Source organism: Paenibacillus sp. FSL R10-2788 (genome assembly GCF_038003885.1).
GTDB lineage: Bacteria > Bacillota > Bacilli > Paenibacillales > Paenibacillaceae > Paenibacillus_AQ > Paenibacillus_AQ odorifer.
On sequence record NZ_JBBOQA010000001.1, the window covers coordinates 5,496,737 to 5,516,666 of the forward strand.

The following is a 19,930-nucleotide window of genomic DNA, read 5'->3' on the forward strand; positions in this document are numbered from 1 at the left end:
GGACCTCCTTCTCCTCATCATGATTGCACGAACGCGAATATAAAATTTTCTTACTATCATAACTTATCCGGTTTAAATATTCATGTTTAAAGCTGGAAGGCGAAAATTTGTCCTGACCTCAGTTATTCTCTATACTTAATATAGTACGTATTATATTTTAAGGAGCTGACTATTGATTATGGCTAATAAAATAACTTTAGGAAAAACCAATCTGCAGGTTCTCCCACTGGGTCTGGGTGCCAATGCTGTTGGCGGGCATAATTTATTTCCGGGTTTAAATGATGAAACCGGCAGAAATATCGTGCGCAGCGCTCTGGATCATGGGATTAATTTTATTGATTCCGCCTTTATTTATGGACCTGGAAGATCCGAGGAACTGATTGGCGAAGTGCTGAAGGAAAGAGGCGGCCGCGACAATGTGGTCATTGCTACTAAAGGCGCTCACGTGATTACCGGTGACAAGATTACACTGGACAACTCTCCAGCTTTTCTAAGACAGTCTGTGGAAGACAGCTTGAAACGCCTCCAGACCGATTATATTGATCTTTACTATATTCATTTCCCTGATGAAAACACACCTAAGGACGAAGCTGTAGGTGAACTTAAGAAGCTGAAGGATGAAGGGAAGATTAGAGCCATCGGGGTGTCTAACTTCTCCATTGATCAGCTGAAAGAAGCCAACAAAGACGGTCATGTGGATGTTCTTCAATCCCACTACAATCTGCTGCATCGTGATGCGGAACAAGATTTGCTGCCTTATACGCAGGAGCATGGCATTTCTTTCGTGCCCTATTTCCCACTTGCGTCGGGCCTGCTGGGCGGCAAATATAAGCAAGGCGATACATTCAGCGACATTAGAAAAAATGACCCGCTATTTCAAGGGGAGACCTTTGCCAAGAATCTGGAGAAGGTGGACAAGGTCCGCCAGATTGCCAATGCTAAAGGTGTCGAAGTCGCACATGTCGTACTTGCCTGGTATTTGACCGTACCTTCCATCGATGCGCTTATTCCGGGCGCCAAACGTCCTGAGCAGATCGTTTCCAACTTAGAGACGCTGAAGGTGCAGCTGACCCCAGAAGAGATCAAAACTATAGATTCTATATTTAAGGCGTAATCTAGCCTCATTAGATTAAGGGGTTGTCCCATGGCCACGAAATGGCTGCTGGGGTAGCCCCTTTTGTGCTTTGGTTCATCCGATGATTCGGGTTAGATAGTTCGATTGCCATGATTCGTAAGATTCGTCATTCGTTCGTTTTATTTCCTTCGTACGTTCGTTCGATCGACCTATCACAGTTCCCCGCACAATGCCCTATCGGACACAGTTGACCCGTAACGCAGCATTATTGCACCTTTGGAATTCCATCGGACCTCATAGCCGCTATTGGCACAAAATACACCTAATATGAACCTTTTTCTAAGCAATAACGTCTCTGGGGTCCGAAACCCTGCTGAAAAGGCGATAAATTTGCATATAACGTCATCTGGGTCCGTAAGCGGCAGCGGATGGCAGTCGATCGTAGTGGAGAGCAGTCATTCTTCTCCAATATCCTAAATTCTTTGTATTAGTAAATATTGTTTGCTATACTTTCTCTGAAGTAACATTGGACTTTAATTATTATAAAAAGGGGAATTCCTTGATGATTATTCAACCTAAAACTCGCGGATTTATATGTACAACAGCCCATCCAGAGGGATGCGCCAAACAAATACAACAACAAATTGAATATGTAAAAGCACAAAAGAAAATTGAGGGACCCGCTAATGTACTAGTCATTGGTGCTTCTACCGGATACGGACTAGCTTCCAGAATTTCAGCCGCTTTCGGTGCTGGAGCCAACACTATTGGTGTTTTCTTTGATAAAGCTGCTGAAGGTCAACGTACAGCTTCTGCTGGCTGGTACAACTCCGCAGCTTTTGAACAACAAGCAGCGCAGCTTGGACTTAAATCTCACAGCATAGTTGGCGATGCCTTCTCCGATGCTATCAAAGAGAAGACCATTGAATTGATTAAAGCTGAATATGGCACAGTTGATTTAGTTGTCTACAGTGTCGCTTCACCACGCCGCACTCATCCGGTAACAGGAGAAACCTTCTCCTCCGTCATTAAACCGGTGGGAACCGCTTATTCGAACAAAACCTTGAACTTCCACACAGGTGAAGTTTCCATGACCACTATTGAGCCTGCCTCAGAAGAGGAAGTACGTCAGACCATCGCAGTTATGGGCGGCGAAGACTGGAGAATGTGGATCGATCAGCTTCAAGCAGCTGGCGTGCTTGCCGATGGAGCTACAACCGTTGCTTACTCCTACATCGGGCCTGAAATCACTCACCCTATCTATCGCGACGGAACGATTGGTCAAGCCAAACATGATCTGGAACAAACAGCGATCCAATTGAATGATCGCCTGTCCACTCAAGGTGGACGTGCTTTTGTTTCCGTGAACAAAGCTCTGGTAACCCAATCCAGCTCCGCAATTCCTGTAGTCCCGCTTTATATCTCTGCATTGTATGAAGTAATGAAGGAAAAAGGGCTGCACGAGAACTGTATTGAACAAATGTACCGTTTATTCTCTGAGCATCTTTACAGTGGGGGCGAAGCTACTGCTGACGGGGGCTGCTTGATCCGAATTGATGACTGGGAAATGCGTGAGGATGTTCAGACTGAGGTTATGAAACGTTGGGACGAGCTGACAACCGACAATGCAGGTGAGCTTGCTGATCTTGAAGGCTACCGCCAAGATTTCTTTAACCTGTTTGGTTTTAGAACAGAGGGTGTAGACTACGAAGCTGACATTGATCCTAATGTCGACATTCCAAATATGTATTAATAACTGACCTATAGACAAATGAGGTTGTCTCTGAAGTAGTGAATTCTACTGATGAGATAACCTCTTTCTCTTTTAGACAGACATTGGCTTACCTCCCCTCTTTATGATATGGTTTGATTGAATACTGCATGTTCTACTAACATTCAAAGGAGTGAGTCACTTTTGGTTAAAAAAATTAGTGTAGCAAACGGCGCACTTGAGGTGTCACAAATTTCGCTTGGCTGTATGCGGATTGCTGATCTATCTGCAAAAGAAGCAGATACACATGTACATAGTGCCCTTGAGCTCGGAATAGACTTTTTTGACCACGCTGACATCTACGCAGCTGGCAAAGCCGAAGAAGTATTCGCAGGCGTACTGGAGAACAATCCGGGTATGCGTGATAAAATGATGATCCAAACCAAATGCGGAATCCGCAACGGTTTTTTTGATTTCTCCAAGGAACATATCCTGCAATCCGTTGAAGGCAGCCTTAAGCGCTTGAAAACAGACTATATCGACGTCCTACTGCTTCACCGGCCTGATACGCTGTTCGAGCCAGAAGAAGTCGCTGAGGCTTTTGATATTCTGGAAAGCAAAGGTATGGTCAAACACTTTGGTGTCAGCAACCAGAACCCGTTGCAAATCGAGCTGCTGAAGAAAAATGTAAAGCAACCGCTGCTGTTCAACCAGCTGCAATTGAGCATTATGGTCACTGGCATGATTGATACAGGTTTCAATGTGAATATGACTAACTCCGGTTCAGTTGTTCATGATGGCGGGATTTTGGAGTACAGTCGCCTGCATGACATGACCATTCAGCCTTGGTCGCCTTTCCAATATGGCCTCTTTGAAGGCGTATTCTTAGATAACGATAAGTTCCCTGAATTGAACGAGGTCATTAACCGCTTAGCAGCTGAAAAAGACGTAACCAATACAGCTATTGCCATCGCATGGATTCTCAGACATCCGGCAAATATGCAGCCTGTCGTTGGCACAACTAATATACAGCGCTTGCGTGATATTGCCAAAGCTTCCGATATTACTCTCACTCGGCAAGAATGGTATGAGATCTACCGTGCTGCCGGCAATGTCCTTCCATAAACACCTAAAGCCACGAGGTACGTTATTAACGTACGCCGTGGCTTTTTTACATAACTCGCTAAATTTAAAAGTTAGAATACACTTCGCACTAATCCTCCGTCAATCCGAAAGGCTGAACCATTGATAGCCGATGATAAAGGACTGCTTAAAAAGACGACTAAATCGGCGATTTCTTCTGGCCGGATCAAACGTTGAATAATAGAGGTCGGACGATTCTCCTTCATAAATCGGATCTCCGCTTCCTCAATTGTCAGATTTTCCTCTGGATACAAGGTATTCAACATGGTTTCTACACCTTCAGTTAATGTGGAGCCCGGCATGACGGTATTCACAGTTACCTTGGTACTTTTGGTCAATTCGGCCAAACTGCGGGAGAGTGATAGCTGCATTGTCTTAGTCGCACTATAGTGCGCCATTTCCTGAGAAGGCATAATTGCTGCTTCACTGGCTATGAAAATCACTCTACCCTCATTCTTTTCAAGCATGCGCTGCAGATAATGGCGGCTAAGTCTGACCCCACTCATCACATTAACCTCAAAAAATTTAAACCATTCCGCATCCGGAATATCAAAATATTCAGCGGGTTCAAAAATCCCTAAGTTATTAATAAGAATATCGACCATTGGGTGTTCCTCGATAAGCTTGCGACATCCTTCCTCGGTTCCCAGATCGGCCACAGCCGGATACAGCACTGCTTTCGGATGCTCTGCGCGTATTTCTTCTATAGTTTGTTTTACTTTATCCGCATGACGACCATTCACAAGTACAGCGGCACCTTCCCGTACCAGAGATTTTGCGATCGCTTTTCCGATGCCGGAGGTGGATCCGGTAACTAATGTTGTTTTTCCTTCTAGATGAAGCTTCGTATCAATCCCTCCTTAATAAATATGCTCTATTATTTATCACAAATCACTTCCGTATTCATAGGATATGACGGAGAGATTCAATCCTCACGTTCTAGTTAAACTAGATAGACAGCGTCAAGATATTCGTATACTCACAAAAAGAACACAAAAAATAATAACTACTACCGAAATACTTAAGATCACAGTTGTTCTTTTGTTATGCTTTTTCATAATCCATCCTTCCTCTCTATAGATGCACATCTCTCTTTTCAAAAGAAATTAAAGCAACGCTCAAGCAAACCCCTATGATTACAACAGGAATTAGGATCATACGAATACCCTCGTTTAGGGTATATATCTCATGTGAATTTACAGCAGAGAATTTAAAAATTTGCGTCGTTAGCGTATTTTCAGAAATCACTCGCAGATATACATACGAAGAGTCTTTAAGATAACCACTGAGCAGAAAATCGCCAAATACAAAAACAAAAGTGGCAATTACAGCGGTAGCCGATTTTTTCATCAATACTCCTAACAACAGTACGACAGCGGAATAAGCTGCGAGATACAAAATATTGAATCCAATAGCCCCCATCGCAACGATAAACTTCCCCTCTAAGCTTTCATTTCCGATATGGGAACCCGTAACAAACGCTGCCAGCATGTACAATACATAAAAAAGACCAAAAAATTGAATTACCCACCATACTACAACTTTTAATTCGGTTAGATATTTTCCCAGCAAATATAATGACCTGCGCTGACCCGAAGCGATAATGGTTTGGACCGACCCATACTCAAATCCCTCGGTAGCAAAAAAACAAACGTAAATCGGAATGATGAAATACAGAAAAAAAGATAACTGAATGCTAGTGATTAAAGGCTCTAAAGGACCATCTATATCAAATCCTACTTGCACCCCCATCCAAACTAGTAATAAGGCACTTCCAAACAGCAAAAGAAGACTTATCCCCTTGAACATAGGATCTTTGGTTACATAATAAGCTTCAGCCTTAAGAAAATTCCTCATTCGTTACCTCCAGCAATTAGATCCATATAATAGTTCTCAAGATTTGGAGCCGACAGGTTAATCCCTTCAATATGGATGCCCTGCGTCAGAAAAAGAGACATCAGCTCTTCCAGATTTGTACTCTCTTTAGGAATTTGAATTTCTCCAGCTTCGGTGATCGTAATGGTTTCTAGTTGGAGTTCACTTTTTAAAATCTGAAGTGTTGCTGCGGGATCAGCCGTTCGAATACAGATCTTAGTTTCCGCCGTATGTAAGAGTTCCTCCGCAGAAGCTTCTTTGATTAACCTTCCTTTATGAATAAAACCGTATTGGGTCGCTAATAGCTGCAACTCACTTAAAATATGACTGGAGATCAGTATAGTCACTCCTTGTTCTTTGGAAAGCTTCTCCAGGATCTTTCGCACTTCAACAATGCCTGACGGATCAAGACCATTAATAGGCTCGTCCAATACCAGAAATTTGGGATCGTTAAGTAGAGCAATAGCCAGACCTAAACGTTGTTTCATCCCAAGGGAGTATTCTGAGGTTAGCTTAGAACCGGCATCTGCCAGAGAAACTGCCTGCAATACTTCCGCAATTCTGCTCTTATCCTTAATCCCAAACGCATGGCAATAAAACGTAAGATTTTGCTTGGCATTTAGATTAGGATAAAGCGCTGGCCTTTCAATTAGAAATCCAACCTTTCGCCTTGCCTCGTGAACAGCTTTTGTGTCCTTTTTTTCAAAAAGAGAGATTTCACCGTGTGTCGGATGTACCAATCCGCCTATTATTTTCATTAACGTAGTTTTACCTGCCCCATTTTCGCCAACAAACCCATAAATATCTCCTACCCCAATCGTCATATAGACATCCTGAAGTGCAAAAGACTCTCCGTATTGTTTGCTTAAACCTTTGGCCTCAAAGATCGTTTGAGTCAAATCAAACACTCCTCTTTTCACTTTTCCACATCCTAACATGTTGCCATGGACACTACATTCAAACTGTAACAATCAAGTTAGTTAATGTAATTATTAAGAAGGATTTGTATAATGTGACTTATATGGTCGACAAATTCCCGGATATTTTGGACAATTCTTGTCGAAAGGAATGATAAAGTGATACGTATTGCTGTCTGTGATGATGACTTTCCCACTACTGAATTAATAGAGAGACTTATTCTGGAGACTCAACCTAATTTCACAAGGAAAATAGAGGTCTCGATCTTTTATTCCGGCGAAAGCTTCACTAAGGCCATTCAAGAGGCCTGCGCGTTTGATATTATTTTTATGGACATTGAAATGGCGGATATGGATGGAATAAAAGCTGGGTATGTACTGCGGGGAAATGATGAAAATGATCTAGTGCAGCTTATCTATGTCTCTAGTCATGATGAATATCATCTGCAACTCTTCGATGTTCAGCCCTCGGGGTTTATCAAGAAACCTATCGATTCAGAGATATTTAAGCACAAACTGATTTCTACGATTGAAAAAGTAATTCGCAAGCTCCAGCAAGGCAAAAAAAACTTCTTATCACTACAGCAAAAAGGAAAAGAAATTCTAATCCCCTATCGAAATATCATCTATCTGGAAAGCAACCGGCGGAGAATTATTCTTTATTCCTGCAAGGATCAACATGACTACTACAGTACACTAAACGAGGAAGAGCAGAAGCTTCCTGTGAGCGATTTTGTCCGAATCCATCAATCCTACATCGTTAACTTTTACTTTATTAAAGAAATCAGGAACCAGGGAGTAATTCTCCTAAATGGCGAAGCCTTACCCATTAGTGCAAAATACAGTGCCGATTTCAAGAAAAAATATCTGAAATTCAGGGGGAGTCTTGTTGGATAATATCTTTCTGGAGGAGTTATTTTATATAGTAACGCTTCCACTTTTACCTATCATTATTCATTACTTCTACAGGCATTGTTTCGTTAGCCGACTTACCACCAAAGTCAATCTTGTTATCGTGTACTCCCTATATTTCCTCTGTATTGTCTTTCTGCACTATAGCTCACTGCCAGGCTCAATCCTACTCACACTCAATATTGGCCTGATTGCTCTCTTATCTTTTTTTTACAATGGAAATATCAAATGGCGGATCGTTGCCGCTCTTTTTCTGGTTGCGCTTATTACGCTTAGTGAGTTATCACTGCCCCTATTTTACTCGACAAAGGGATATATTCTGAACCAGTTTCTTTCCAAGCTGCTGATGTTTATATTAGCTTTTGTGTCCGTGCGCGTAGCTAAAGCCTTTGGAAATGGCGGGTTATCTAAATGGTATTGGGTTCTATTATTTATTTGCCCTTCTATAAGTACACTAGGGATCTACAGCTTCGCATCCAGCCTTTATATGCAGTCCTTCCCTACCCTTGTTCCAATCCTGTCCACAGGACTACTCATTATAAATTTATTGATATTTATCTTATGCGACCGTATGTTAGTTATCCAATCTGCGCAGAACCAAAGTTACTTACTTGAGCAACAAAATTCTTACTATGTAAATCAATATCTTTTGACAAAAGAAATACAGGAAGAATCTTTTAAGTTCCAGCATGATATTAAAAATATTCTCATAGGTTTACGCGCAAAGGTACAATCCGGTGAAGCTGCCAATCTGAATGAGTTGGACAACTTACTGGGGCAAATAGACAATCCAATAGGCGTTAGTAATAGCGGGAATACGATTATTGATTCCATTATCAACTACAAGCAGCAGGTCGCTGAAAAGCATCAGATCCCCTTCAAGTTAGACTTGAACATCCCTGCACAGCTGACGCTCGACACCACAGTTATCAGTGTGATTTTAGGAAATGCACTGGACAATGCCATTGAAGCTTGTTGCGATAAAAGAAATGAAGAGTGCTATATAACCATACATATGCATTATCTTAATGAAAGCTTGTTCATCCGGATTCAGAATCCTTATGTGAATGAAATTCATACGAATCGTTTTGGCGACATCTGCTCCACAAAAACTAATAAATCAGGTCATGGTATAGGCTTAAAAAGTATCCAGAAGGTCGTAGAGGATAGTAATGGCTTAGTAGATATTTCATATAACAATAATCTATTTCAAGTCGAAATTGTTCTTTTTATGGTCGCCTGTAAAAAAAGGAACAGCCTATCGTAAGTACAATAGGTTGTTCTTTTTTAGTTAACAGTGAGATGAATCGAACCTCCACAGTTGGACATTAGAAAGAGAACGAAATGCACTAGGAGAAAACCAACTCTCCCCTAACAAACTTAAGCGAAATTTAATAAAAATCTCAATAAAAATACAGATCTGTTCTTCTTTTTCTAAATTAGATTTATAAATATGCTAGTTACTCCTCAAACAATGAATCTAGCACGGTTGTACCTCATATCCAACTAAAGTCAATTGCCTCTTTTATATCTACTAATTTATTCCCCCAAGAACTTGTGAACTATTTCTCATCTTCAAAATAATAACTTTACATTTGTTGGACGATACCTGAACCGTGTAGAAGGTTCTCATGACGGACTTACAGATGCTGAGATTACACGAATTTCTAATGCTGGGCTGTTCATAGTATCCCTAAATCCTAACGGTTATAAAGTGGGAATCTACGGTTCAAGAGCTATTTGTGCCTACATCCGCGGCTCCTTCTCAGCTACGACACGTTATACTTTTATCGTCGATAATAGCTGGGCAGGGACTTTCAATGATTGGAACTTACGTCAATATAATTTTAACACCACGCTTGGCTCAGGCAACGGTCAGATTAAGATTGATTACGTAGAGTCATCTTCTCATGGAGGAGGGGGGTGGAAATAGTAACCTATTTTATTCAAATTGAGAAACAAATAGAAGGGATCCTTTAGCCTCCGAATTTTCTCACTGCTGCATGTACCGCTTGATACCCTATAATATCCTATAAGAAGTTGCATCTGTAATACAACATATTAATTCATTGGATTCATGTTATTTTTTAATCAATGAACGTTGCAAAATTGGATCCCTTACAATTCGCTAATACTCTTTTCGAATATTTCTCTCATAGGCTTCTATCCTTAGGCATACTTTAGGATAGAAGCCTTTTTGACTTTAGTTCGGGAATTAGTATTCATCGTATCTATTTTTCCATTATCTGAGATCCCATTGGACAATCAAAAAGCGGCCATTCCAATGGCCGCTTTTTTTAAGGATTTAGAAGCTTATCATAAGCTTCATCATAAACCCAAGTGATTCCTTCATCTTTACTGGTAAGATATATAGTTCCTGCCACACCGGTATCTTGATCAATTAACGAGATAGGGAACAGTCCTTCCTTTCTATTAAAGATAGGAGAAAGGGGATTTTTTTTATATTTATCAAACTTTTCTGGAAGCGATACAGCAAGCCTTTCCCAAGTTTGCCCCTGATCTTTGGTCCAATAAATTACAGGACCCTCATCCATATAATATCTGTACCCTAAAAACCCGATATCCGAACTAGAAAATCCCACGCCGGTCAAATGTTCCGAATAAATATCATTTGGATTGCCTATCTCTTTCCACGTCTTACCTCCGTCAGAGGTTTGATATACATAATTCAGCGCACTCCCAACTCCTTGTGAAGCACCACTGACCAGCCAACCATCATTTTTATTCGTGAAACCGATAAATTTTGTTTCATATCCCATTGCTCCAGGAATAGGATAGTCATTCCATGTCTGTCCCTTATCATTACTGATTAAAACATGCAGCGGCAATGATTTTCCATCTGCAAAACCATAAACAATAGCTGTTTTATCCTCGGATATAAAATAACCGGTGTTCTCTTGCCCCATTCCCAGAACCCCTCCGGTCGTATCCAATTTTAATGGCACATTTGCTTTAACATCTCCATTCCGATATGAAACAGAAACATTCCCCTCTGCATCTATGGAGTACGAATTGCCAGCATCATTAACAACAACTTGCTCCCCATCAAAGCCAATGGAATAGATCGTGCCGGGTTTGATGAATTCGGTGCCTTTTATATTAGTGCACGACGCCAACACGCTGATTACCCCGATCAAAAGCAGGACGGTATAAAATAGAGTGATGCCGTTTCGTTTTTTCTTCGTATTAAGAATAGATATAAATCGCTCTTTCATAGAAATTTCCCCTCCTGAAAAGTTAGTTGATAAAGCCAAAAAGCGGGGATCCGAATTCTGTATGACAGATAAGATAGCCTCACAATATTTTTTACGGTAAGATAAGCTTCGTGTACCCACTACCGTCTCATCACAGTAAATTTCAATTTCACGTCCTGCTTGGCGTACCATGAACCACACGAAAGGATTAAACCAATGAATTGCATGTACAATTAAGAGGAGTATCTTATATACAATGTCATGTCTCTTATAATGAACTAACTCATGCTTGAAGATAAATTCAAGCTCTTCATCGTTATATTGATCATGCGGCAAGAAGAGAATCGGCTTGTAAAAACCAACTAACATTGGATTTGGAACCTTTTCACTAATTAAAACGGTGATGGATAATTTTATTTTCATTTCTTTATAAACTTGGTTTATTTTCAATACCATCTGGTCACTTAAAAGAGAATTACTCCAACGAAGAGACTGTTTTCTGAAAAAGTAGTAACTGGTAAAATGATAAAGCAAAAAAAGTACGAACCCGGAAAACCAGAGCCAAGTTAAGATGTCCATAAGAGATGGTATATGATTTAACGATGCGGCCTGCTGAACAGGATGAGAAATCCCTGACACATCAATTTGTATGCTGTTGGAGGGAATGTCTTGAAACACTGTACTTATCTTTGAGCTATCAGGAAGCGGAATCCGTACGACATTATTGGCAAACGAAATGTTAAACGGAAGTAGCAAGCGTATAGTCAAAATCATCCATATCCAATATTTCCATTTTGCCGATTTTCCCTTCACATTCCTTATAATCCGTTTCTGAGATGGCTGCACGATAACTATTGCTCCGTCCCTCCTTTTCACAATACAGAAATCCCTTATCAACGAGTCGCGAAAGTACCGTCATTAAAGTAGCCAAAGCCCAATTTCGTTTATTACGTAATTGATTCGATATGTAGGAAGAACTCACTGGATTCCCAGTTTTCCAAATGACAAGCATAATTTCTAACTCTGCATCAGGTAGCTTCTTAATTTCATTAATCATGAATCAACCTCCATATTATACAGTTGTATAACTGCTTCTATTATACAACTGTATAAATAAAATGCAAGTCATCTTTTCTTTTGTTTCTATAAATTAGAGACGTTGAAAAGTAGGAAAAGGTTTGCACTTTATAGTATCAATGCTAAATCATCGAATGCGAAGCTAACGGTATACACTAGAACTTTGGAAATAGGGTAATTCAGAAGTAGTAGTAGAGGAAAACCTAATGCTCCTATTAGAAATTCAATAAGCTCTGAAAATGAAAAAGGTCTATAAAATCGCTTATTAAGCAATTTTATAGACCTTTTTAGTATACCGGTGAGAGGAATGGAACCTATCGATATTTATTTTGAACGCATCAATAGATATAGGAAGTAAGGCACACTCAGCATTGTTACAATAATTCCTGCGGGAATATCTGACTTAAAGCTGACCGTTCGAGCAATCGTATCCGCTACAAGCAGCAATAGCGCACCAATAAGCGCTGAAGTAGGTAGAAGAACTTTGTAGTCGTGACCTACCAGCTTGCGAGCCACATGCGGACTAATCAATCCAATAAAGAAGATCGAGCCCCCGAGCGCTACACAGCCAGAAGCTATGCCTACAGCCGCAATTGCCAAGCGCAAAAATTTCTTCTTTACAGCGACTCCTAATCCTATCGAAATTTCGTTGCCTAGCACCAAGACGTTCAATGTCCTGAAATTAGAAAGAATATATGCGAATAGCAGCAATACCCAAGGTGCCAACAAGCTGATATAAGACCACTTGTCCCCCCATAAATATCCTGCTTGCCAACGCTGCGCAAACTCATACTTCTGGTCATCAAGCTTTAAAGTCAGGAATAGCGACAGCGCACTAAACCCCATATTGATTGCAACACCAGTCAAGACAAGTCGTGTAGAAGAAATCATACGACGTTTTCTATAGGCTAGAACATAGATCAGAGCTGCTGCCAGCAGACCGCCTAAGAATGCCATAGACGGCAGTAATAATGTTATAGCGGCGCCTTGAATGCTTACCGTTGAGATAATCAGCAACACCATAAGACCTGAACCTGAGCTAATACCAAGCATGCCGGGATCAGCCAGATCATTGCGCAGCAAAGCCTGCATAACTGCACCTGCCAGTGCCATCCCAAATCCAACAAGTATCGCTAATACGATCCGAGGAAGACGAAACTTATAAACAACGAGATTATGCTCCTCTGGACCTTGTCCAAGCAATACTTGAAATACTTCAAGTGGATTGAGGGACACCTTTCCCATATTAAGACTAAGAATAGCTCCTGCAATAAGCAGTATTAAAAGAGATAGAATCCATATTGTAGCCTTATGCGATTTAACAACATTCATTTGAAGGCTCTCCTCTCTTTGCTCGCAATTAGCAAGAAGAAAGGAACACCAATCATTGCAAAAATAATGCCCAGTGCTGTCTCTGCCGGACGATTAATCAGCCTTCCAGCGATATCCGCTACAACCATAAGTGCGCCGCCGTAAATGGCTGATGCCGGAATAATATAACGATAATCTACACCTACAAAAAAACGCATAATATGCGGAATAATTAACCCTACAAAGCCGATTGGCCCTACAAGTGCAACAGCTACACCCGCTAGTAAAAGGACCGCAAGCGTAGCTATCATCTTAACGAGAACGATCCGTTGCCCGAAGCCTTTCGCGATCTCTTCCCCCAAGTTTAAAATAGTGATAGAGCGTGCAATGAATAGTGACAAAGCCAGTCCACCTAAGAACCAAGGTATAACTAGCCTAATTTCCACCCATGTTGCTCCAGCCACACTACCCGAAGTCCAATAAGCAAGGGCACGACCAATTCCATAGTTTAATGAGATAAATGACCCCACAGCTCCAAATAGCATTGTAATTGATATTCCAGCTAGCACCAGTCGTTGAGGTGTCATTCCTGAACGATTCAATGAAGCGGCAAGATACGTTAATCCTGCTCCAAGTCCTGCGCCAATAAAGCTAACCAGCAGGGTTGTTGTCTGCAGTTGCCCTGGAAGAAAAACCAGTGTAACGGCCATTGCAAGAGCTGCTCCTGCATTCACTCCCATTAATCCGGAATCTGCTAAGGGATTTCGCGTATAGCCCTGCATAACCGCTCCTGCTACCGCGAGACACATCCCCGCAATAATATCAGCTGCTGTACGCGGAATACGAAGGGCATGAATAATCTGATGCTCGGTCAGTTCAGGATCAAAATTAAAAATCGCTGTCCATGCCATCTTCAGGCTCATGGAAGCAGAGCCAAATGAGATAGAAGCTGCTACTGAAAGCAGCAGCAGCAGTATCCCTAGGAGTAGAAACAGACCGAAATACGATTTCCCTCTTAAATCAGGGATAACGGTTGTTCTATCATCTAGCCTTCTATTTTTTTTCATACGCTGACACTAGCTTCTCTACTACAAAATCTAGTTGCTTATCAAGAGAGTAGATATCGGAATAATATGAAAAATCAAACCCAATTTCGATCAATCTACCTTCTTTAATTGCTGGAATGCTGTTCCAAATTGGATTGTCCGACAAATCATCAGCACCATCCCATACAGAGCGGAACACGAAGTCTCCTATATACTCTGGTAACACCTCTAAGGAAACAAACCCTCCAGTAGCCTTCTCTCTGCCATCAATCTTTTTCTGAAGAATCTCTGGTGCTTTTAGCCCTAAATATTCATAAATGATCTGAGAGCCCCTTCCATAAAGCTTGCTATCGATCACCGCCATCTCTTTTTTTCCGCCTTCGATAATGGTTACTGTCTTATCCAAAATTCCAAGTTCATCAAGCTGCTGCTTGCTCTTCTCCAACTTCTCGTGGAAATTATCTAATAGAGCTTGTGCCTCCTGCTCCTTGCCAAATACCTCGCCAATCTTCATTACACGTTCATCCGTCGCCATTTTTTCATAGGGAATTGGAACGGTCGGTGCAATATCCTTAAGGATTTCGTAAGTTTCTTCAGAAGCAGCTATGATCAAGTCCGGCTTTACTGCCATAATAGCCTCTGGATTAGGCTCATACCATGAACCTAGATCTTCAATCCCCCCCAGCTCTTCTGCAAAGGCCGCTCCTTCAAAAACACTCGAAGTACCTACTGGCTTAATGCCGAGGGCCACAAGATCCCCTTGAAGGTATAACACGACAACCCTCTTTGGATTAGCTGGAACAACAATATCTCCCTTTATTGTAGAGATAGTTCTTGTCTGAGCCTCCTTATTGACATTGTCAGCTGCAATTGAATTATTTGCTGGTGATGATGTAACTTCAGAAGCTTTGGATCCATTAGAATTTGTGGCATTAGAACCAACGCTTGCAGATCCACATGCACTTAAAAGCAAGGTAAAGCTAAGCAGCATCGCTACAATAAAACTTGACGTCTTTGTTAATCTTATAGGTGAAGACCCTCCGGTTATTTCATTTTGGTAATAGTAATGATAATGATTATCATACTCAATAACATTATATCGGGAGGATATGTGCTCGCCAATGGAGAATTTGGCGGTGGTAAATGGACGATTGTCCGATGAACTCACCTGCCTGCTTTCCTTGCGGAACCGGATGGGAGATTGACCATTGTATTTACTGAACATACGACTGAAGTAATATACATCGCTATATCCAACTTCTTCTGCAATATCGCGAAGTGGAGCATCGGTACATCGTAATAGCTCTTCTGCATGTTTAAGCCGGAATCGTATCAAATATTCAATCAAGCTAAACCCCGTCTCCCCTTTAAAGCGGGTTGATAAATGACGAGGGCTGTAATTAAATTGCTCCGCTATAGATTCTAGTGATAAATTATGACGATAATGCTCCTCAATATAACGGACAACCTGCCCAATGACATCCGGTTGCCTGAGGTTAATTCCATCCTTTGTGAACTGCTTTAATAATTCATGTATAAACTGATAGAACAAGCCTTTAACTTGAATTCTTTCCAATTGGCTTCCTTGTGCCCAAAGTTGTTCCATTGCCATTAGTTGATAGTGCAGTGGTAATGGCTCCAAAGACTCGAAGCTATACTGCATCCGAAATGGATTGCTGCGTTCTAAAAGTCTTGCTAAATCCTTTCTTCCTGGCAAGGAGGCTCTATAGAATAATAAATAGTATTCAAACAACTTCCCTGTCTCTATACTTAGTCTCATGCCCTTGCCACCATGCACAATAAAGTGACGGTCTGCGTCGTAATCTATGCCGTTGAGATTCAAGCTGGCCGTACCCCGCACACAGTAGATAAATCCGCATGCTGGTAATATATAGCCTTGCAGATTGTCCCCAGGCTCCATCACAGCATGTCGAATATCAAGTACTTTAACAGCAGCATAATTCCATGCGAAAATATGATCTTCCAGCTTCATCTTTGCCATACACTCCGATCTGCTCCACAATCTATTTGAATTAATTATATTCCACAACAATGATAATGATTATCAATTAGTATTAGGTAGTTCCTCTATTTTGTCAATCGCTGTTTAGTATCATGCTTGCTTATAGCTTCGAAGTGGAGCTTCCTCAGGAATGCCTCTATCTCATTCACATATCCTCTTACATTAATCATTCTCGGTACAACTAAGTACAATTTCTTATTCACAACTGAAGGATGTATCAAAAGTTTTCCGGCACAGGCATGAACGGAATTGTAAAAAAACAAACAAAAAAGTTCATCAGATATAGTATCTAATGAACTTTGAGTTGATTTAGTTGGTACCGGTGAGAGGACTCGAACCTCCACGGTTTCCCTCTCGATTTTGAGTCGCTCATGCTATCGGGAAGATAGCAGAAACTAAGTCAAAGAAAAGGAATCTAAAGCCCGCGAAAATCCTTGTAAGATCAAGTTTTTTTGCGGGTTCTTTTGTTAGATTTAAACGCCGCAAGGCTTCCGGGAATCTTCTCAAATAGTAGTCGCTTTTGCACAAATGAGAGAACTCGGAGAGAACTATAACAGATCAGCCCGCTCCCTATCATTGACAGATAATATCGAAGCTTTGGCTTCAGGGAGGGGAATTGATATGAGAAAAACAACAGTAAACACTATCGCTAATCAAAAAGGCAGTACAGGTAAAACCACCACCGCTTTTAACCTGGCTTACGCCTTATATAATGAAGGAAAAAAGATATTACTGATTGATTTGGATCCTCAAGGGAATCTAACGATGTACTTTGGTATCGAACAACCTGATAAACTCCCTTACTCTATGTTCAACATCAAGAACGCGATGATGACGGACGAACCGCTTCCATCGCCCGAAGAGTGCATTCATTCTCAAGGTAACATTGACCTGATTCCTAGCAACATTGAACTGTCTGTTGCCGAAATTAACCTACGGGATGAAAATGGCGGTGAAAAGACATTGACCCCTTTACTGGAACCGATGAAAGCCAACTATGACTACATCATTATAGACACGACTCCATCACTTGGCTTACTCAATATCAATGCTTTGGTAGCACTCAACTGCTCAGACCATTGTGAAGGTAAAGAAGCGAATCAATCCACATATTCGCATTGAGGGCGACTTGATGACCAAGTGCGACACCCGTACCAATTTATATAATGAAACCATTCGTCTAGTGAAAGTGTGGTGTATCATAGAAGTCAGTCGTCCGGCAAGTTTATTTTGATCAATGAAAATGGACTCTAGACTCCAAAGCGAGGAAAACTGTCGGCCTGTCTTTTACGTTATTCAAAAATAATTAAGTCATCTATCTCCCCTAACGCAAAATACAAGAATCCTTTGAATTTATCAATCGTAACATTCCGTAAAATATCAGCAAAATCTTCATAATCTTTTATTACTTGAAAATTATTAAAGTAAACTTTATTCAATATCTCTGCTTCGCATTCACTTCGACTTATTGGACTAAATCTATTACTGTATACATTTATCCTTAACTCCTCTTTTAACTCGTGGAAATTTACACTTTCAAGCATGAAATTTATTATCTGTTCCACATCTATGGTTATCTTATTTGGAGTCTCGTAAATATCATTGCTGCTCGTTAATTCAAATATATAGTAAATTCTAGTAGAGTCCTCATTACTAAAAAATATAATTTCAAATTTACAGTTATTTTTGACACCATAAGCTTTATCTAATAATTTGCAAATACTTATCAAGTACAATTCATTAAGAATCGTTTGTTCTTTGTTAAAAATCTTAGAAAAATAAGTACTAGAAAGTGCAACTTTTTTATCACTATTACAAAATAATTTAAATATTTGTACATCTATATTTAAATTAGATGCTATGCGTTCCAGTTCTTTGTCATGGAATTCTTGCTTTTCCACACAACCTTTTCGCTTTGTTTTTTGAGGCAAGTCAGAAATAACAAACTCATTCTTTTCATGATTAAAAATGAAATATCTTAAATTTCCTGCTACATAAATACTACTTAAAGTCTCAAATAATTGGTCAACGTTCAAACTTTTTACGTCCTCAAGTAGGCCTATTGGTCGAGAAACAATATCTTTATTTAAATAATGAATCATTACATTGATCTTTGCCACCTCATTGTGTTTCGATAGTATTTCTTCCTCGACCTCTCTAATGGCCATTAACATTAAGTCATAATATTCATTTTTATTATTTAATATCCTCCTCATATAGTTTTCAAATTCAAAGATAAGGTTTAAACCTACTTGGTACTTCGCATTGCTCCAACTATATAAGCAATAGCAGTAACTTGTTTGTCCTCTCAAATTACTTTCTTTCTCTGTGAAAAAATCTTTGAGCATCGCCAGTATAACAAAGTGCTCTAGAACGTGAGCTAAACCGTTGTTGCTAATACCATCTTTTTCTGATCCAGCTTCGCATAAAATAAAAAATGAATACATCATCTACCTTCTTTCCGAACTTCACTTCATTTTTTTATCCTTGATGTGTTTTAACTTTATGCGTAATGCTCAATCTAAGAAGTAAACCTCATTTTATTAATGCATCTTGGCAAAAATAGTAGGAGTATAAATAAAACTGCAACAGTAATGGAAGGAACGGCAATAATTCTAGAAATACCTCCATAGGGTTCAAAACTTGTGTAATAGCTGTTGAACTTGGCTATCTGCATGGGCAGAAAATTGCCCACATAATGTTTCAGAAAGAATACCTCACTCATCTGAATGGCGTAAGATATGGCTATGGTGAATAGTAACAGGGCGTAGCCAGTATAAATCTGTGTGACTAATACGCTGATAAATAAAGTAATCCCTGTCATCAGTGAGATTGCCACATATCCAATAACCAGGTTGATTAAAAACTGCTCGAAATAATTCACCGCAACCATTGATAAAAAAAATTGTGGACTACTTTGTATAGGCAAATCCGCTCCTTGTAAACCGTACATAAAGAATATAGGCGTAATGTAAATCGCCACCGCCGCCAGATAAAGCAATAAAGAGAGCTGGAAGGCGTTGATAATCCGTATCCTACTCAGCTTACGTTTTCCAAACCTCGTGGATTTGACCAGTCCGTCCACGCCCAAGGTCTCGTCTTCATTAAAAATTGGGACCAGTAGAATGGAAATGAGAACCAGGATAATAAAAACACACTGGCTCATCCCTGAGTTAACGTTCTTCCATCCCTCGGCATAACCCATCCGGATAGGTTCGGAGAGAGAAGCCGCTGCATAATTCCCGTTGCTGATTCCTTCCCTAGAACTCCCCGCTTCCTTCTGTGCACTTTTGATGATGTCTGCCCTGTCCTGATAAAATTGTTCTGCTGAGACATCCCGTATTCCAGTCCAGTTCCAGCCATACACTTGGATAATCATATCCAAGGCTGGCAAATCTGCAACATCCGCTTTATTCCTGTCTTCTGGTAGGCTAAGTTCTCTGTATTTTTCCAAAATTTTATTAATCTCAACTTCATCCAATACCTCCGGTTGATAGAAATACCGGTATTCCGTCCCATCTGTTATCTCATATCTTGCCTGATTTAAATAACCTGTTTTGATGGTGTCTAAGTTGTAAAAGGTAAGTATCAGAAACAATGCCAACAAAAAACCGAATATGTTTAT

General features: G+C 40.4%; 16 protein-coding genes. 6 read left to right on the forward strand and 10 right to left on the reverse strand.

The genetic code is table 11. The annotated features are described in order from the left end of the window. Positions 1-178 precede the first annotated feature (178 nt). The 3 genes from NSQ50_RS24490 (at position 179) to NSQ50_RS24500 (ending at position 3,911) form a co-directional block, all read left to right on the forward strand. A complete protein-coding gene (locus tag NSQ50_RS24490; protein WP_076225227.1) occupies positions 179-1,114 on the forward strand; it encodes an aldo/keto reductase in 936 nt (311 codons plus the stop codon). Between the two features lie 523 nt (positions 1,115-1,637). Then, positions 1,638-2,828: an enoyl-ACP reductase FabV gene (gene fabV, locus NSQ50_RS24495; protein WP_036687496.1), complete on the forward strand. Its 1,191-nt coding sequence runs from the start codon at positions 1,638-1,640 to the stop codon at positions 2,826-2,828. Between the two features lie 162 nt (positions 2,829-2,990). Continuing rightward, entirely contained in the window at positions 2,991-3,911 is a 921-nt protein-coding gene (locus NSQ50_RS24500) for an aldo/keto reductase (RefSeq protein WP_256717127.1), read from the forward strand. Positions 3,912-3,982: 71 nt separating this feature from the next. Here the strand turns inward: NSQ50_RS24500 and NSQ50_RS24505 are convergent, their stop codons facing one another. The 3 genes from NSQ50_RS24505 to NSQ50_RS24515 form a co-directional block, all read right to left on the reverse strand. Further along, positions 3,983-4,783 carry an SDR family NAD(P)-dependent oxidoreductase gene (locus tag NSQ50_RS24505; RefSeq protein WP_076225226.1) on the reverse strand — a complete coding sequence of 267 codons (801 nt, stop codon included), beginning with the start codon at positions 4,781-4,783 and terminating at the stop codon, positions 3,983-3,985. 220 nt (positions 4,784-5,003) lie between these two features. Continuing rightward, positions 5,004-5,786 carry a hypothetical protein gene (locus tag NSQ50_RS24510; protein WP_076225225.1) on the reverse strand — a complete coding sequence of 261 codons (783 nt, stop codon included), beginning with the start codon at positions 5,784-5,786 and terminating at the stop codon, positions 5,004-5,006. Beyond that, the gene (locus tag NSQ50_RS24515) at positions 5,783-6,724 is read right to left on the reverse strand and encodes an ABC transporter ATP-binding protein (protein ID WP_179087790.1); all 942 of its coding nucleotides are present in this window, start codon (positions 6,722-6,724) and stop codon (positions 5,783-5,785) included. Before NSQ50_RS24515 ends, NSQ50_RS24510 begins: the two co-directional genes overlap by 4 nt. A 156-nt stretch (positions 6,725-6,880) precedes the next feature. Here NSQ50_RS24515 and NSQ50_RS24520 point away from each other — a divergent pair, with 156 nt between their 5' ends. Together NSQ50_RS24520 and NSQ50_RS24525 are read left to right on the forward strand one after the other, a co-directional pair. Beyond that, a complete protein-coding gene (locus NSQ50_RS24520) occupies positions 6,881-7,618 on the forward strand; it encodes a LytR/AlgR family response regulator transcription factor (RefSeq protein WP_076225223.1) in 738 nt (245 codons plus the stop codon). After that, positions 7,611-8,900 (forward strand): sensor histidine kinase, encoded by a 1,290-nt coding sequence (locus tag NSQ50_RS24525; RefSeq protein WP_076225222.1) that lies wholly within the window; start codon positions 7,611-7,613, stop codon positions 8,898-8,900. The genes NSQ50_RS24520 and NSQ50_RS24525 overlap by 8 nt, the downstream gene beginning before the upstream one ends. Positions 8,901-9,930: 1,030 nt before the next feature. Here NSQ50_RS24525 and NSQ50_RS24530 read toward each other — a convergent pair. From NSQ50_RS24530 to NSQ50_RS24550, 5 genes are all read right to left on the reverse strand, one after another. Then, positions 9,931-11,622 carry a M56 family metallopeptidase gene (locus NSQ50_RS24530; protein ID WP_256717128.1) on the reverse strand — a complete coding sequence of 564 codons (1,692 nt, stop codon included), beginning with the start codon at positions 11,620-11,622 and terminating at the stop codon, positions 9,931-9,933. Next, positions 11,588-11,905 carry a BlaI/MecI/CopY family transcriptional regulator gene (locus NSQ50_RS24535; RefSeq protein WP_076225220.1) on the reverse strand — a complete coding sequence of 106 codons (318 nt, stop codon included), beginning with the start codon at positions 11,903-11,905 and terminating at the stop codon, positions 11,588-11,590. Before NSQ50_RS24535 ends, NSQ50_RS24530 begins: the two co-directional genes overlap by 35 nt. Positions 11,906-12,249: 344 nt before the next feature. Beyond that, positions 12,250-13,257 carry a FecCD family ABC transporter permease gene (locus NSQ50_RS24540; protein WP_076098983.1) on the reverse strand — a complete coding sequence of 336 codons (1,008 nt, stop codon included), beginning with the start codon at positions 13,255-13,257 and terminating at the stop codon, positions 12,250-12,252. Beyond that, positions 13,254-14,303: a FecCD family ABC transporter permease gene (locus NSQ50_RS24545; protein ID WP_081382417.1), complete on the reverse strand. Its 1,050-nt coding sequence runs from the start codon at positions 14,301-14,303 to the stop codon at positions 13,254-13,256. The genes NSQ50_RS24540 and NSQ50_RS24545 overlap by 4 nt, the downstream gene beginning before the upstream one ends. Beyond that, complete coding sequence (locus NSQ50_RS24550) at positions 14,290-16,284, reverse strand: AraC family transcriptional regulator (protein WP_256717126.1); 1,995 nt, start codon at positions 16,282-16,284, stop codon at positions 14,290-14,292. Before NSQ50_RS24550 ends, NSQ50_RS24545 begins: the two co-directional genes overlap by 14 nt. A 642-nt stretch (positions 16,285-16,926) precedes the next feature. On the opposite strand from NSQ50_RS24550, the gene NSQ50_RS24555 reads away from it, so the two are divergent. Beyond that, a complete protein-coding gene (locus NSQ50_RS24555; RefSeq protein WP_076225219.1) occupies positions 16,927-17,427 on the forward strand; it encodes a ParA family protein in 501 nt (166 codons plus the stop codon). 170 nt (positions 17,428-17,597) lie between these two features. On the opposite strand, the gene NSQ50_RS24560 is transcribed toward NSQ50_RS24555, so the two are convergent. Next, on the reverse strand, positions 17,598-18,755 hold the full coding sequence (locus NSQ50_RS24560; protein ID WP_143767795.1) for a hypothetical protein: 1,158 nt from the start codon (positions 18,753-18,755) through the stop codon (positions 17,598-17,600). Positions 18,756-18,826: 71 nt separating this feature from the next. Then, positions 18,827-19,909: a hypothetical protein gene (locus tag NSQ50_RS24565; protein ID WP_169744801.1), complete on the reverse strand. Its 1,083-nt coding sequence runs from the start codon at positions 19,907-19,909 to the stop codon at positions 18,827-18,829. Between the last annotated feature and the right edge of the window lie 21 nt (positions 19,910-19,930).

What these genes read in the sequence shown, in the direction of transcription:
- NSQ50_RS24490 (WP_076225227.1), top strand. Translation starts at nt 179, where the DNA reads ATGGCTAATAAAATAACTTTAGGAAAAACCAATCTGCAGGTTCTCCCA.
- fabV (WP_036687496.1), top strand. Translation starts at nt 1,638, where the DNA reads ATGATTATTCAACCTAAAACTCGCGGATTTATATGTACAACAGCCCAT.
- NSQ50_RS24510 (WP_076225225.1), bottom strand. Translation starts at nt 5,786, where the DNA reads ATGAGGAATTTTCTTAAGGCTGAAGCTTATTATGTAACCAAAGATCCT.
- NSQ50_RS24530 (WP_256717128.1), bottom strand. Translation starts at nt 11,622, where the DNA reads ATGATTTTGACTATACGCTTGCTACTTCCGTTTAACATTTCGTTTGCC.
- NSQ50_RS24535 (WP_076225220.1), bottom strand. Translation starts at nt 11,905, where the DNA reads ATGATTAATGAAATTAAGAAGCTACCTGATGCAGAGTTAGAAATTATG.
- NSQ50_RS24540 (WP_076098983.1), bottom strand. Translation starts at nt 13,257, where the DNA reads ATGAATGTTGTTAAATCGCATAAGGCTACAATATGGATTCTATCTCTT.
- NSQ50_RS24545 (WP_081382417.1), bottom strand. Translation starts at nt 14,303, where the DNA reads ATGAAAAAAAATAGAAGGCTAGATGATAGAACAACCGTTATCCCTGAT.
- NSQ50_RS24550 (WP_256717126.1), bottom strand. Translation starts at nt 16,284, where the DNA reads ATGGCAAAGATGAAGCTGGAAGATCATATTTTCGCATGGAATTATGCT.
- NSQ50_RS24555 (WP_076225219.1), top strand. Translation starts at nt 16,927, where the DNA reads ATGAGAAAAACAACAGTAAACACTATCGCTAATCAAAAAGGCAGTACA.
- NSQ50_RS24560 (WP_143767795.1), bottom strand. Translation starts at nt 18,755, where the DNA reads ATGATGTATTCATTTTTTATTTTATGCGAAGCTGGATCAGAAAAAGAT.